This window comes from Turicibacter sp. St.80E1, from assembly GCF_059728495.1.
In genome coordinates this window covers 345630-360815 of record NZ_AP039386.1, presented here as the reverse complement: position 1 = coordinate 360815, position 15186 = coordinate 345630, and the positions used below count along the sequence as shown (strand labels likewise).

General features: G+C 33.9%; 15 protein-coding genes. All 15 read right to left on the bottom strand.

The window, feature by feature from the left end:
* Nucleotides 1-723 carry a F0F1 ATP synthase subunit A gene (gene atpB, locus AC6I0I_RS01755; RefSeq protein ID WP_161832442.1) on the bottom strand — a complete coding sequence of 241 codons (723 nt, stop codon included), beginning with the start codon at nt 721-723 and terminating at the stop codon, nt 1-3.
* A 129-nt stretch (nt 724-852) separates the two neighbouring features.
* Nucleotides 853-1257, bottom strand: coding sequence for a hypothetical protein (locus AC6I0I_RS01750; RefSeq protein WP_161832443.1), 405 nt, complete (start codon nt 1255-1257; stop codon nt 853-855).
* Nucleotides 1254-1457, bottom strand: a complete 204-nt coding sequence (locus tag AC6I0I_RS01745; RefSeq protein ID WP_237658963.1) for an AtpZ/AtpI family protein — start codon at nt 1455-1457, stop codon at nt 1254-1256. Before AC6I0I_RS01745 ends, AC6I0I_RS01750 begins: the two co-directional genes overlap by 4 nt.
* A gap of 29 nt (nt 1458-1486) precedes the next feature.
* Nucleotides 1487-2116, bottom strand: coding sequence for a uracil phosphoribosyltransferase (gene upp, locus AC6I0I_RS01740; RefSeq protein ID WP_161832445.1), 630 nt, complete (start codon nt 2114-2116; stop codon nt 1487-1489).
* Between the two features lie 203 nt (nt 2117-2319).
* The gene (gene rpiB, locus AC6I0I_RS01735) at nt 2320-2760 is read right to left on the bottom strand and encodes a ribose 5-phosphate isomerase B (protein ID WP_161832446.1); all 441 of its coding nucleotides are present in this window, start codon (nt 2758-2760) and stop codon (nt 2320-2322) included.
* A gap of 162 nt (nt 2761-2922) precedes the next feature.
* Nucleotides 2923-3351 (bottom strand): hypothetical protein, encoded by a 429-nt coding sequence (locus AC6I0I_RS01730; protein WP_161832447.1) that lies wholly within the window; start codon nt 3349-3351, stop codon nt 2923-2925.
* Nucleotides 3352-3464: 113 nt separating this feature from the next.
* On the bottom strand, nt 3465-4160 hold the full coding sequence (locus tag AC6I0I_RS01725) for a stage II sporulation protein R (protein WP_161832448.1): 696 nt from the start codon (nt 4158-4160) through the stop codon (nt 3465-3467).
* 76 nt (nt 4161-4236) lie between these two features.
* Nucleotides 4237-4842, bottom strand: coding sequence for an L-threonylcarbamoyladenylate synthase (locus AC6I0I_RS01720; protein WP_262950852.1), 606 nt, complete (start codon nt 4840-4842; stop codon nt 4237-4239).
* 97 nt (nt 4843-4939) lie between these two features.
* On the bottom strand, nt 4940-5791 hold the full coding sequence (gene prmC, locus AC6I0I_RS01715; RefSeq protein ID WP_262950854.1) for a peptide chain release factor N(5)-glutamine methyltransferase: 852 nt from the start codon (nt 5789-5791) through the stop codon (nt 4940-4942).
* Nucleotides 5792-6589: 798 nt separating this feature from the next.
* The gene (gene prfA, locus AC6I0I_RS01710; RefSeq protein ID WP_161832451.1) at nt 6590-7654 is read right to left on the bottom strand and encodes a peptide chain release factor 1; all 1065 of its coding nucleotides are present in this window, start codon (nt 7652-7654) and stop codon (nt 6590-6592) included.
* Between the two features lie 102 nt (nt 7655-7756).
* Nucleotides 7757-9118 (bottom strand): replicative DNA helicase, encoded by a 1362-nt coding sequence (gene dnaB / locus AC6I0I_RS01705; RefSeq protein ID WP_161832452.1) that lies wholly within the window; start codon nt 9116-9118, stop codon nt 7757-7759.
* A gap of 47 nt (nt 9119-9165) precedes the next feature.
* Nucleotides 9166-9609: a 50S ribosomal protein L9 gene (gene rplI / locus AC6I0I_RS01700; protein ID WP_161832453.1), complete on the bottom strand. Its 444-nt coding sequence runs from the start codon at nt 9607-9609 to the stop codon at nt 9166-9168.
* A complete protein-coding gene (locus tag AC6I0I_RS01695; protein ID WP_161832454.1) occupies nt 9606-11591 on the bottom strand; it encodes a DHH family phosphoesterase in 1986 nt (661 codons plus the stop codon). The genes rplI and AC6I0I_RS01695 overlap by 4 nt, the downstream gene beginning before the upstream one ends.
* A gap of 21 nt (nt 11592-11612) precedes the next feature.
* The gene (locus AC6I0I_RS01690) at nt 11613-12530 is read right to left on the bottom strand and encodes a DUF2232 domain-containing protein (RefSeq protein WP_262953814.1); all 918 of its coding nucleotides are present in this window, start codon (nt 12528-12530) and stop codon (nt 11613-11615) included.
* Between the two features lie 2419 nt (nt 12531-14949).
* Nucleotides 14950-15183, bottom strand: coding sequence for a 30S ribosomal protein S18 (rpsR, locus tag AC6I0I_RS01685; protein ID WP_006784586.1), 234 nt, complete (start codon nt 15181-15183; stop codon nt 14950-14952).
* Nucleotides 15184-15186: the final 3 nt, after the last annotated feature.

The following is a 15186-nucleotide window of genomic DNA, read 5'->3' as shown; positions in this document are numbered from 1 at the left end:
CTATTCCATTGCTCCTTGTGACCAAATCATAGTTAACATGATGAAGATTAATGTTTGAATCACACCCGAGAATACATCAAAGTATCCATGTAACGCAGGTGCAATTAATGGCGAGAACCATCCAAGTGCCTGATAAATAAGCGACATAATGATACCACCACTCAAGATATTTCCGAATAAACGGAATGATAATGAAATTGGTTTTGCGAGCTCACCAGTAATGTTCAAAGGTAATAAAAATGGAAAATCTCCAAGGTATGTATCGTATAGATATCCTCCAATTCCCTTTGCCTTAATTCCTGACCCTATCATAACAACAATCGTGATAACGGCTAACGCCAATGTCACATTGTAATCAGATGTAGGTGCACTAAGCCCCAACAATCCTAATAGGTTGGCACAAACAAGATAGGCTGCCAATGTTCCTATAAATGGAGCAAAATTTAGATGTTTTAACCCCATCGTTTGTTCCACTAGACCCTCAATACCTGTTACTAATAATTCTAGTAACAATACGATACCTTTAGAAGGCTTAGTCGGATCGGCCTTTTTCACTGCATTTCCGCAAATGATAAAGAATACCGATAAAACTAATACTAAAACAACCGAATTGAATACGGTCGGATTTACAATGGACTTCATTTCTGTTCCCGGATTGAATATTTTAAACAACCCCGTCCCATCACTTTCTCCAATTGCAATCTTCATTAGTAGTGGATTCATTCTTACCCTCCTTTCGCGAGAAATATTTTTTAAGAAGGTGATTCCATCTTCTAATCTGGCCGATATGAACTATCGGGGGTTAATATAATCCATAATGTAGGACTACACTAACTATATATTCAACAATGATTACTTTCCGTTTTTTCCATAACCAAACGTAAAGAAACCATCAGTTTGAATCGCAAATCTTACCATAGAAACTCCAATAATTCCTGCAATAAATGCTTCAGTACCTAGTAATAGGACAATACTTACGAGAGTTCCAGCGTAAATAATTAAACGAACTAGCAAGTTCATTTGCATTGTTTTTCTTACACCACTTTCCTGTTGGTCTAAGGCATTTTTAGCGCCAACAACAATTAGTCTAAAATTAATTAAGTTAGCTATTACGCCCACCCAATAACCAATTAATACATTAATCATCGGCATATTGAATATCATTGAAACAACAGCGATTAAAAATGTAAACAAAAATGCTAATTGAATTACGCGTTTAGGTATAACTCGGATTGGATCATTTTGTAACTGACTCAAGTTTTATCCCTCTTATCCATTTTAATTATTAACAAGTAGACACTTTTAATTCCACTAAATACGCCAACAAATACTAATACGAGTAAGAATAATGGAGATGTCCCCAACCATTTATCTAGATATTTTCCAATAAATAGTCCTACAAAAATATTAGCAATCATTGTAATACCTACTTGAGATAGAAGTGACATCCACTTCATAGCTCTAACAACCTTAGATGGCTGACTCATTATTTAGTCCCAAAAATACGGTCGCCAGCATCTCCAAGACCTGGAACAATATATCCCTTATCATTTAGTTTCTCATCTAAAGAAGCCAAATAAATCGTTACATCTGGATGTGCTTCATTTACCGCTTTAACTCCTTCTGGAGCCCCAACTAAACATACTAATTTAATATTTTTAGCCCCTCGTTGCTTAATAGAGTTAATAGCAGCAATTGCTGAACCTCCTGTAGCTAACATTGGGTCGACAATAAAGATATCACGTTGATCTAACTCATCCGGAAACTTAGCAAAATACTCTACCGGTTGCAACGTTTCTTCATCACGAAAAATCCCGATGTGTCCAATACGCGCTGAAGGAATCATTTTTAAAATTCCGTCCACCATTCCTAAACCAGCTCGTAGAATAGGAACAACAACCATTTTCTTACCAGCAATGACATTGGCCTTTGTTGTAGCTACAGGTGTTTCAATTTCAACTTGCTCCAATGGCAAATCACGCGTAATTTCATACACCATTAACCCACCAATCTCGTTAATCATTTGACGAAATTGAGTTGTCGGTGTATCTTTCTGGCGAATTTGAGTTAATTTGTGTTGAATTAATGGGTGATCTAAAATATTAACTTTAATCACACGGTTCACCTCTCATTTTTCATATTTCAATAATAAGTAATTCTACAACTTTTTTAATCCGTTTTCAACAGATTATTCCAAGAGATACCTCAAGCAATTCAAGGAAATAACGTTTATATTTCTTCATCATAAATAAACTAGGATAGTCTACCCTAAAGTATTAAAAAAGAAATATAAAAAAGAAATCCTTAGTACAGGATTTCTTAGACGTTTTCGTAATCAGAGATTTTTTTAAGACGTGCTGTATGATGTGCACCCATAAAATCAGTTGTTAACCAAACCGATACAATCTCTCTCGCTAATCCTGGACCAATCACGCGGCCTCCCATGGCTAGTACATTTGAATCATTGTGTTCTCTTGTCGCCTTAGCCGAAAATAAATCATGGACTAATGCACAACGAATCCCTTTGACCTTATTAGCTGCAATACTAATTCCAATACCGGTCCCACAGATTAAAATTCCGCGATCAAACTGTCCGGCTGCTACGGCTTCCGATACTTTAAAGGCATAATCTGGATAATCCACAGCACATTCATCATAGCAACCAAAATCTTCAAATTCAACATTCATTCCCTTTAATAATTCTAAGATGTCTTGCTTTAAATTAAATCCACCGTGATCACATGCAATAGCTACCTTCATAAGTAATGCTCCTTTTATTCTGTAAAATAATTCTATATTCTCAATTATATCATATTTTTAAAAATAAGGTTAAGTTTTATTAAAAATTTATCCCGCCACCGAATTAACAAAAAAAATAAGAAGGGACTTTTTTTGTTCCTTCTTATACATCTTTTTATCGTATTATTCAAATTTTATAGTCATCAATTTCACATCATCAGACTCCGGAATTCCAGGTATCTTTAAGGGAGCCGTTCTTTTCATCTCACCAAATCCTAACAATGAAAATAATTGAGTAGCGTAAGGATGAGAAGCAATAGCTACCAATTGATTTACATTTTTATCTTTAGCTGAATGATATAATTCAAAAAACATATTAACTAACAGATCTGGAATAACTTGTTGATTATAAATGAAATAGCGAATAATTCCAATGTTGTTAAAATCCTCGAATGAAACCATTCCCCAAACCTTATTATCATCTTTAATTAAAATGGACTGTTCAAGAATATGTGAATTAACCTCTTCTAAATCTGTTACTTCTTTAATAAAATCTATTACTTGATTGTAGTCTGTTTGTTCATAACGTTTTATTATTGTGTTAGTTACCATAAAAAAATCCCCCTTTACTAAACATCCTATGCTTAATAAAGAGGGAATATGCTTATATAGGTGTATTTATATGATTTAAAGGTAGGACGGTTTTAATTATGAATCACTAAAAATTAATACTCGTCCTCGTATAAATACCAATTTTCCTTTTTTGTATCTTCCGCCGAAACATAACTTTCAGTTTCTTTATCACCAAAGAAATTATCAAAAACCTCAGAAATATACGATTTGAATTTTTTTTCTTGGAACGCTTCTTGCGTCGTTTCCATTGCATTATATTGATTATTCCAATTACTTTGATCTTCTGATTCATTCGATACTGCATTTGGACCTAAACATAAATCCGGATTCATAAAGCACCACCAGTTATTACCTCGACCTTCTCCGATAGTAATAACTAAACTTTCATAGTATCCTTGTTCATAAGTTTCACCGTTATATTGCTTTTCAGGAAATAAGTGCGCACCATAACTAACTTCAAACCCATTCTCATAGTTAATCGTATCTAATACATGAGAAACTGTCGCTTCTATTTGTCCAATATTACTTGTAATAAATTCACGTGTTGATTCTACTGTTTCAAATGACGCCTTATTTGATGCTAAATACTCGTCCATTGCATAACGAACCATTTTTTTAGCCTGTTGATCCTCATATCTATTTGAATTAGGAATAATACGGATACGAATAGCTGTATCATTTACGACTACCTGTGCATTATTTCCTTGAGGTTCAGCCTTACCAATCTGATATACTGTTACCATCATAATTAATGTTAATACCACAATAATTGTTGTTTTTTGATTCATATTAAACACCGTCCCTTTCACTGATAACTCATTATGGACGATATTTTAAAAATTATACGTGTAATTTCATATTTTTTTATTTTTTATTTAAAAATTTATAAATATCTTCTGCCGGAATAGCTCCCTCTCTCAATATTTTATATTCGGAGGTGGTGCAATCTAAAATGGTCGAAGGGACCCCCGCCTCTGTCTCACCTATATCAAAAACATAAGGAACCTGATTCATAATAGGATTACTTTTTTCAACTTTTGTAGGACTAGGTTCACCTGATACGTTAGCACTGGTTGTCGCCAAAGGACCTAATTGGTTTAATAACTGTATTGATACCGGATGGTTGGGAATTCTAACGCCTATCGTCTGTTTCCCGCGAGTAATTTCTTTACATAATGACTTACAACAATTTAAAACTAGCGTCAACGCCCCCGGTAAAAACCTATCAACTAATCCTTCAATATCACTTGATAGAGGACCTACAATTTCCTCCAATTGTTTTTTATTCGCGCATAAGACAATTAACGATTTATCCGTTGGACGTTGTTTTATTTCAAAAATTTCTTGAATGGCTTGGGGAGAATAGATACTGGCCCCTATTCCATAGACTGTATCGGTTGGAAAAACAATAATATCTTCTTGCGTCACACGAGCTAACGCATCACTAAGTTCATGATAATGATAAATCATACTAGAAAGGACTCCTTATATTATAATTTGTTCTACCTTAGAATTTTTTAAAAAAGACCCCCTAATAAATAGGAGCCTTTCTTATAATCTTCTTAATTTAGTTATTAATAATAATCGTCATTCGATCTTTCCCATTCAAATCCTTTAAAGTTTCAAATTTAGAATGTGGAAAGTGCTCTTTAATTAATTGAGCCATAGCTTCTTTATGATTATATGCATGTTCAAAAGCAATAATATTTTTCTCATTAACCACCTTATGGGCATCCCTTAAAATTTGACGATAAAACTTTAAACCGTCTTCTCCGCCGAATAATGCTAAATGTGGTTCATTATCTTTTACAAAAGGATCAACCTCTTCAGTTAATGGAATATATGGCGGATTAGAAACCAAAATATCAAATTTTAATCCACGTTCAATCAATGGCTGTAACATATCTCCTTGGTAAAAAGTAACATTCGCCCCTAATTGATTGGCATTTTGTTTAGCAACCTCTAAAGCGGCTTCCGACAACTCAGTCACGGTCACTTCCATATTAGGCTCTTCAACAGCTAGTGTTACCCCAATCGCACCACTTCCTGTTCCTACATCTACCACTTTAACCTTTGATCCATTAAAAACATCATCATACGTAGATAGTACATTTGCAACTAATTCCTCTGTTTCAAAACGTGGAATTAAAACGTCGTCATTTACAATAAATTTATGACCAAAGAAAGTCTCATATCCCATAATATGTTGAACTGGGATATTATCCTCTACATATAGATGCACATCATGTTCAAATTTTTCAACTTGTTCCTGTGGAACAACCATATTCATATCTGCTAAAATTTCATAACTTTCCTTTTGCGTAGCATCCATTAATAGCAATTTAACTGCTGAGTCTTCTTTTCCATTTTCAAGGGCGAATTTTTCTCCCCAGTTTAAAAGTTCACGCATTGTTTTCATATTATCACCGTCTTCTTAAAATCAACCTCATTTTACTCTAAAATAATATAACATGCAAATAAAAATTATCTTTATTACTAAAATTCTCTACCAATCCAGGAATTTTATTATGGTACTAATCTGTTTTAAACTATTAAACTCCTGTCACACCTTATCAATTTCTACATATATTAATGTTAGATGGAGCAAGATAACAAGCTAACTCTTTATATAAAATGATACTAAAATCAAATTTCATATAAATATTTAATTTTTTTTAAAAAAGGTGTTTAAGAATCTCAATAGCTGTTCATAATATTATTGTCCGTAAGACGAGAAACTTACGGGCATACTCTTCCCCCCATATAAAACTTTATTTCATTACTCATTTCTCTCCCCAATTTTTAAAGTTTTATTTTTCATACTCTCTCCTTATAATTCTCTCCCAAAGTATTTTAATACTTTATTTTCTCCCCAGTATGGCAAAGACTTTTTCGGAGCCTACTCTCATCCCCCCCTTGAGAGACTCGGGAGAAAGATAATCATATAATTCCCCCATTATATGATTATCCTCCTTTTAACTATAAAAGTCCCCCCTTTTATAGTTAGATTAAATTTAAAAAGCGCCCCTCCCCCGGGCGTTTTTTTTTCTGCACGTTTAAACTGAGTATTAGTTCCATCCCACACTTATCTCCCCACGCACAACAATAAACTATCCCTTCTAAATTTAAAAGCGAGGTCGACATCAATGATGTAAACCTCGCCTTTATTATCATTCAAAAAAGTTAAGTTAGCCACGGTTTATTCCCATGGTTTTAATTAATCTTGTGCAGCTAATTTACGCTTTTGTTCTTCGGTAATTAATGCTTCAATAACAGGCTCTAACTTTCCTTCCATTACTCGATCAAGCTGTTGGATTGTAAATCCAATGCGGTGATCTGTGACACGATTTTGTGGATAGTTATATGTTCTAATTTTTTCCGAACGTTCACCTGTACCAATTTTAGAACGACGTTCTTCACCCTCGGCCTCAAGGCGCTCCTGTAAAATAGAATCATAAATACGTGCTTTTAAAACTTTTAAGGCATTTGCCTTATTTTCATGTTGAGATTTTCCATCCTGACATGAAACAACAATTCCAGTAGGCACGTGAGTTAATCGTACAGCCGATTTTGTCGTATTTACAGATTGCCCACCAGGTCCTGATGAACAGAATGTATCTACACGAATATCATTCATACTTACCTCGATATCCACATCCTCAGCTTCTGGCATAACTAAAACAGTTGCTGTTGAGGTATGAATTCTTCCTTGAGATTCTGTTGCAGGAACACGTTGAACACGATGAGCACCTGATTCATATTTCATATGAGAGTAGACACTTTCACCCGAAATCATAAATTCAACTTGCGACATTCCTCCAGATTCTGAATAATCAACATTCATCACCTGGATTTTCCAACCTTTTAACTCTGAATATTTTGTATACATACGATATAAGTCTGCCGCGAAGATATTAGCCTCATCTCCTCCAGCAGCTCCTCGAATTTCTACAATTACGTTCTTTTCATCATTTGGATCTTTAGGAATTAATAAAATTTCTAAACGTTCCTCTAATGCAGGAATTTTTGGTTTTAATTCTTCTAATTCTAACTCAGCCATTTCACTAATTTCAGGGTCTGAATCTTTAACCATTTCTTTTAAATCTTCAATTGAAGCTGCAATTTCTTTATATTCAGTATATACATTAACTGTCTCTTCAAGTCCACGTTGTTCTTTTGATAACTCAGTTAACTTCTTAATATCAGTAACGATTGCAGGATCAGCCATCATCTCGTTAATTTTTTCATAACGCTCTAAGATTGCCTCTAAACGTTCAAACATAGTCAAATCCTCCTCTAATTATTCATTCCTAATTATAATATAAGTACCACCTGTCGTCAAAATGTGTTTTATATAAAGATACGATATATGGGTATTAAAACTCTAAACATTAGGAATATTTGGTGAATCTGGAACATTAACTAGATTTTCAAAACGACTTATTTCTTTTCTAAAGGCTAGTTTCACAGTTCCCACAGCACCACTACGGTGTTTAGCAAAGATAACCTCTACGATATTATCATTCAACTCAGGATCTTTCTTATAATAATCCTCACGATATAGGAAAGTAACAATATCTGCATCCTGCTCGATACTTCCAGATTCCCTTAAGTCTGACATCATTGGTCTTTTATCTTCCCTATTTTCGACCTGACGTGATAATTGGGATAAAGCAATGACAGGAATCTTGAGTTCACGAGCCATTTCCTTTAACATACGTGAAATTTCTGAGACTTCCTGTTGTCGATTACCTCCGCTTGACTTACTTCCTGATAAAAGCTGTAAATAATCAATCATAACTAGGCCAAGTCCTCTTTGTTGATGTAATTGACGGCATTTAGCACGTAACTCACCCACACGTATACCTGGTGTATCATCAATATAAATTCCTAAATTACTTAATACATCCGTTGCGATTTTCAAAGATCGCCAATCGGCCCCCTCTAAATTACCCGTTTTTAAACGGTGAGCCTCAATTCTACCCTCAGCACTTACTAAACGGGAAACTAATTGATCGGCTCCCATCTCCAGACTAAAAATAGCAACATTAATATGATTTAATTTTGCGACGTTTTGAGCAATATTCAAGGCAAACGCCGTTTTTCCCATCGCTGGACGAGCAGCAACAATAATTAAGTCATTATTTTGTAACCCGGACGTCATATGATCTAAAGCTGTAAACCCCGTTGTTAACCCAGTAACTTCCCCAGTAGATTGGGATAAACGTTCTACATTCTTAATAAAGTCAATAATAACATTATCGATTTGCTTGAAATCTGATCCTTGATTTAAACGTGCAAGTCCGGAAAATTGTTGTTCGGCTGTATCAATTAAATCCTGAGTTGAAGTTTCAGGGTCATATCCCTGTTCAATTAATCCCTGAGCACGATTAATAATTAATCTCGAAATTGATTTTTCTAAAACCATTTCAACATAATGCTCAGTGTGGGCAGTAGTCGCGACACTTTCATAAATCGTTAAAAGGTATTCCACACCACCTATTTCTGAAATCCTCTTATGATCTTGCAAATATGCAGCTACTGTCGTCACGTCTACACCTATATTTTGCTCAAGTAATGTGAGCATCGCCTCGTAAATAATACGATGGCGATGATGATAAAAATCATCTGGTTGTAATTTTAGCTTTACATCCTCACACACTTTTTCATCCAATAACATAGCGCCAAGTATTGCTTGCTCTGCATCAGTACTATGGGGCATTTGACGATTTGACGATTCTATCACAACATAACCAACTTTCTATCTAGATAATACAATTATATTTGATTTCTTTACTTCTCCTTAATTTGAACAGAAATTGTAGCAACAACCTCTGGATGTAAATGAATAGGAACACGTGCCATCCCAAGACCGCGAATTGGTTCTTCTAGCTCCATCTTACGTTTATCTAATTTAATCCCAAATTGTTTTTGAAATTCTTCTGCAATCGCCTTTGTGCTAACTGATCCAAAGACACGACCATGATCTCCAGCTTTCACTTTCACAATAACAGTCTTTTGTTCTAATTCCACTTTTAACTTTTTAGCTTCTTCTAATCGTAGCTCAGCTTGTTTCTCTTCCTCCGCCTGTTGAAGCTTTAACTTATTCATATTAGCTGGAGTTGCGTCCATGGCTTTATTTTGTTTAATTAAAAAGTTCGCAAATCCATTCGGGAAATCTTTTACTTCTCCTTTTTTACCTTTACCTTTTACATCTTCTAACATAATTACTTTCATTGAGATTCACCGCTTTCTTCTATTTCTTTTACAATAACTTCTTTTAATAATAAAACTGCATCTTGTGTACTACTACTTCGAATTTGGGTTGCTGCATTATTTAAATGCCCACCACCACCTAATTGCTCCATTAAAACTTGAACATTGACATCTCCTAACGATCGTGCACTTATACCGATATGTTGCTCGTCAATACGTGAAATAACAAATGAAGCTTTAATATTTTGAACATTTAATAATTCATCTGCTGTCTGCGCTATTTGAACCTTTTCAAGTACCAATTCATCATCCGCCGACGCAATAATAAATTCATCCTTAAATATTTCTGCTCTTTCGATTAAATGAGCCTTACTATAATAATTTTCTAACGGGGTTCTTAACAACTGCTGCACTAACTTCTCTTCCGCACCTTTTTGTTTTAATATAGCGGCGGTTTCATATGTTCGTCGCCCGGTATGATAAGAAAATCTTCGCGTATCCACAATAATTCCCGCTAGCATAATGGATGCTTCTAATGGAGTCATTTTAATTTTTTGTGAATAGTAATCAAACATATCCACAACTAATTCAACGGTTGAAGAAGCATATGGTTCTGCAAATGATAATACCGAATCAATAACATTTACACCTCGTCGATGATGATCAAATACCGCGATTTTCTTTGCTTTTGGCAGTAAAGCTGGCTCTATAACCATTTTAGGATCCTGCGTATCTGCTACAACGAGTAATGTATTTTTCGTCATTAATTCAATTGCCATCTCACTTGAAATAAAATACTTCTTAAGATTTTCATCTTTAAATATTTCATCCACAAAGTTTTTAGCTGTCTTATCTAACTCCTCTAATTTTAAAACGATATAAGCTTCTTTTTTTGATGCAATTCCCATGCGTAACAATCCAATACTTGCCCCGATTGCGTCAACATCTGGATACCTGTGCCCCATAATAATTACACGGTCACTATCTCGAACCAAACGTTCATACGCCTGTGCGTTAACCCGAGCACGGACACGGTTTCTTTTTTCTACTGGATTCGTCTTTCCACCATAGAATAAGAACTTATCATCGGTCGCAATCTTAATCGCTACTTGGTCTCCACCCCGACTTAAAGCTAAATCTAGCATATAATTAGCTTGTTGACCTAATTCCGAAAAACTATCGTAACCCGTTGCCAATCCAATACTAATCGTCAACATTACATCCTTCTCTTTAGCAGCTTCACGTACTTTATCAATAATTGTAAATTTCGTTTCACGCAATTGCTGCAAAACAACCGATGGCATCATTAATATAAATCGATCTGTTGCCGTTGCTCGAATATATATTTTATGTTTATCGGCCCACTGCATAATGATAGAAACTATCTTTCCGTGAAACTCACTCTTTTCTTGCTCATTCAAATTATGAAAAACCTCATCATAATTATCCATAACCAACATTCCTATAACAGGATGTTCATTTTGATATTTTTGCGAAAGCGTCGTATACTCAGTATCATTCGTAAAGTACATTAACCTCTCATTTTTCATATGTAACACGCGATATGTTTCCTGATTGATAGTTACACTAAATTTTTCGTCGTCACTAAGAGCACGATTATATAACTGTTCACTCAGATGCGTTAATCCCTTATCGTGCAAATCCTGATTGAAAATCTGTTTTAAATAGGTATTAAACCATACAACTTCATAGGCATCATCATATAGAAGAATTCCAACTGGTAATTGATTAAATGCAGTTTCTCCGGCATGTTTCACTCGATATGAAATAGACTCAATCCTTTTCAGCACATTTTCCTTATAGTGAAAATATGCGTTCAATCGATAAATTATATCCCCTACAAAGTATAGGAAAATAATAAGCGAAATGACATCTGATCGATAGTAGGCATATCCCCCACTCAATATTAAAAACACAGTAGAAATCGCCATGTATCCCAGATGATCTTGATACTCATCTAGCCACTTCCTCAATTTCTTCACCATATCACCTCATTTCAATAACTAATTCTCTAAAACCAATTTATCACGATAGTTGAAAAAGGCATCCATTATTCCTAACATCTCAATAAATATGGAAAACCCTAATAGTAGCATTAGAATAACTGTGAGAATACCTAGTCCAATTTTAGAGCGAGACTTAAAATATAATAGAATAACAATAATTCCTTGCAAAACGTATAACATATTAATTATGGCCATAACATTAATCAAAATATAATCTACTGTTGGGATAGATAAAACAGTTTTTATAAGTTGACCAATGACTAAAACTATAATTAATGTAGGTCCTACCTGAATATTATGTATATTCTGTTTCTTAAATTTCAAAGGGGAAATACCCAGTTTTTTTAAAATCAAAATGGCAACCGTATCACTCAAAAAAACGGACATCGTCCCCATTAAAATTACAATCGTCGGAAATAGTGTCGCCATCAAATCTATAGAACGTTGTAACTCCTCTATAATAGCCGTATAGTCACTAGGTAACGTATTAGCTATAGATTGAATCATAACCTCTATTTCTCCTGTCATCTGCGTGACGGATTCTTTAACATTTAAGCCACTAACAAAATAAATCGTAATTGGGAATGAAAGAACCGAAATAATTACCGCATTCAAGATACGTTGCCAATACGGCCAACTTTTAACCATACCAATACCAATAATGGTCCCCATTACCCCGTAATTTAATGTCGTTATTACACCATAAATTGAACCAAATAAAAAAGTCCCACAAAAACATCCAATACATAATAACAATATATCCCGAATACGGCCTACAGTTACGGAGTAGATAATAATAGGGATAGGTAATAGAATTGACATGATCGTTGGAAAAACTCCCATATTGTATAAAACAAATAAAAGCATATACATAGAGAGCATAACCGCGGCATTAGTGAGTGACCTTATCTTCATCTAAAAACTCCCTTCATAAATGCCAATTACCTCCTCTATTATACCACAATTTAGGATAATTACTATTCTCTTCTCAAATCATTAAATTTTGTAAAAATTGTCTAAACCATTATATTTTACTTATTCAAAAAATACGCGCTTGAATAATATATTATTGAAATGAGGGTTCTTAAAAGACTTCATTTCAACAAATTCAATAACATCCATTTCACCATTATATACATTACTAAAAAAATATTTCATATAAAAATTTAATCAAACGATATAAAAAATTTATTAATTAAATAATATATCCTCCTACTCTAATCTATAGTTTATTTACTACAACTTCTAAATTATACATCATCAATTTAACAATCCTCCATTCAAACCTACTAGATAACATTTAACACCCAATCGTTTGATTAAATAAATAGAATATTTAATGACTAACATACTCTAATTATTATAGCCTACTATCAATGACAATAAACATTTAAAAATTATAATAAACTACACATAAAGCTACCTATCCAACATACCCTAACCACTACATTCTCTCTATCCACAACACAAATCCTACACCCATTCATCCCAATCCCTTTCACTACACTCTGACCACTCTCTAACCATCATTCCCTCTCTATCCACAACACAAATCCTACACCCATTCATCCCAATCTCTTTACTACCATCTAACCACTTTCTAACTATCAATCCCCCTATCCACACCATAAAACTTGCATCCATTCATCCCAATCCCTTTACCAAACTCTAACCACTTTCTAACTATCAATCTCTCTATCCACATCATAAATCCTACATTCATTTACTCTAAGACATTTACTATAATCTGACCACTCTCTAACTATCAATCCCTCTATCCACATCATAAATCCTACATTCATTTACTCTAAGACATTTACTATAATCTGACCACTCTCTAACTATCATTCTCTCTATCCACACCATAAAACTTACATCCATTCATTCCAATCCCTTTACCAAACTCTAACCACTTTCTAACTATCAATTCCCCTATCCACACCATAAATCCTACATTCATTTACTCTAAGACATTTACTATAATCTAACCACTCTCTAACTATCATTCTCTCTATCCACACCATAAAACTTACATCCATTCATTCCAATCCCTTTACCAAACTCTAACCACTTTCTAACTATCAATCTCTCTATCCACACCATAAATCCTACATTCATTTACTCTAAGACATTTACTATAATCTGACCACTCTCTAACTATCAATCCCTCTATCCACATCATAAATCCTACATTCATTTACTCTAAGACATTTACTATAATCTGACCACTCTCTAACTATCAATCCCTCTATCCACATCATAAATCCTACATTCATTTACTCTAAGACATTTACTATAATCTGACTACTCTCTAACTATCAATCCCTCTATCCACATCATAAATCCTACATTCATTTACTCTAAGATATTTACCAAACTCTAACCACTTTCTAACTATCAATCCCTCTATCCACACCATAAATCCTACATTCATTTACTCTAAGACATTTACCAAACTCTAACTATCATTCCCCCTATACACACCATAAAATTTACATCCATATGATAGAAAAGCAAAAAAGATTTATAGAAAAAACTCTGTATAAGCCTATCACAATTTTAAGTGTGTGAATTAAATATTCTAATAAACTAACCTTTAAAAATATCATCAATACCATTTAAATAAAAAAGATGATTTCAGTAAAATTCTAAAATCATCTTTTTTATTTATGTTAACCATAAATGTTCCTTCTGGGTATCTAACACCATCTCACGAAATTCATCATAAATTAAATCTTCAAATCAACTCATCATCACATGCACACAAGTCAGCAATTAATGCCTATAGCAAGGATATAAAACAAGAAAGATATGTGTATTTAACTGAAGATAAACTATTTTTTATTTTTATGGAGAATAGCTTATTTTTTTATCTTTTTAGGTATATAATAAATATCGTAATTTATTATATATATCCTATTATAGGGGGGAACTAGCTATGGAAAATAAAAATTCATATAATCCATTCCGACTATTGAGTAATGTACATTTAACAGAAGATATGAGTTGCTGTACGGACACTTACTTACTAGATCGATCTACAATGAAATGTGAAGAACAAAGTAAGCAGATGTCTGTTAGTCAGTCAGAAGAAAACGAAAAATAAAACTATACCGTCACCTATTAAATTATAAAAAGCCACTTCCTAACGGAAGCGGCTTTTTACTTCAATCTCTTTTAATAATTGGGCCCTAATGTAAATATCTCAAAATGAGACTTGCTAGAAGAAATATATATTTCTTTTACATTATCTAGCAATTAATAAAGATTAGCTGGTTAGTATGTGATAAAAAAGGGCGCGATGCCGCGCCAATTTGTAAACAATGTGTTATTACTATTCAGCAGAGAATGGTAATAATGCCATGTGACGAGCACGTTTAATAGCAACTGTTAATTCACGTTGGTATTTAGCGCTTGTTCCTGTTACACGACGAGGTAAGATTTTTCCACGATCAGATACAAAACGTTTTAATAAATCTACATCTTTATAGTCGATTTTCGTAATTTTGTTTGTAGTGAAATAGCAAACTTTACGACGACGACGTCCTCCACGACGGAATTGAGCCATGAT

What these genes read in the sequence shown, in the direction of transcription:
- atpB (WP_161832442.1), bottom strand. Translation starts at nt 723, where the DNA reads ATGAATCCACTACTAATGAAGATTGCAATTGGAGAAAGTGATGGGACG.
- AC6I0I_RS01745 (WP_237658963.1), bottom strand. Translation starts at nt 1,457, where the DNA reads ATGAAGTGGATGTCACTTCTATCTCAAGTAGGTATTACAATGATTGCT.
- rpiB (WP_161832446.1), bottom strand. Translation starts at nt 2,760, where the DNA reads ATGAAGGTAGCTATTGCATGTGATCACGGTGGATTTAATTTAAAGCAA.
- AC6I0I_RS01730 (WP_161832447.1), bottom strand. Translation starts at nt 3,351, where the DNA reads ATGGTAACTAACACAATAATAAAACGTTATGAACAAACAGACTACAAT.
- AC6I0I_RS01725 (WP_161832448.1), bottom strand. Translation starts at nt 4,160, where the DNA reads ATGAATCAAAAAACAACAATTATTGTGGTATTAACATTAATTATGATG.
- AC6I0I_RS01720 (WP_262950852.1), bottom strand. Translation starts at nt 4,842, where the DNA reads ATGATTTATCATTATCATGAACTTAGTGATGCGTTAGCTCGTGTGACG.
- prmC (WP_262950854.1), bottom strand. Translation starts at nt 5,791, where the DNA reads ATGAAAACAATGCGTGAACTTTTAAACTGGGGAGAAAAATTCGCCCTT.
- prfA (WP_161832451.1), bottom strand. Translation starts at nt 7,654, where the DNA reads ATGTTTGAACGTTTAGAGGCAATCTTAGAGCGTTATGAAAAAATTAAC.
- rplI (WP_161832453.1), bottom strand. Translation starts at nt 9,609, where the DNA reads ATGAAAGTAATTATGTTAGAAGATGTAAAAGGTAAAGGTAAAAAAGGA.
- AC6I0I_RS01690 (WP_262953814.1), bottom strand. Translation starts at nt 12,530, where the DNA reads ATGAAGATAAGGTCACTCACTAATGCCGCGGTTATGCTCTCTATGTAT.
- rpsR (WP_006784586.1), bottom strand. Translation starts at nt 15,183, where the DNA reads ATGGCTCAATTCCGTCGTGGAGGACGTCGTCGTCGTAAAGTTTGCTAT.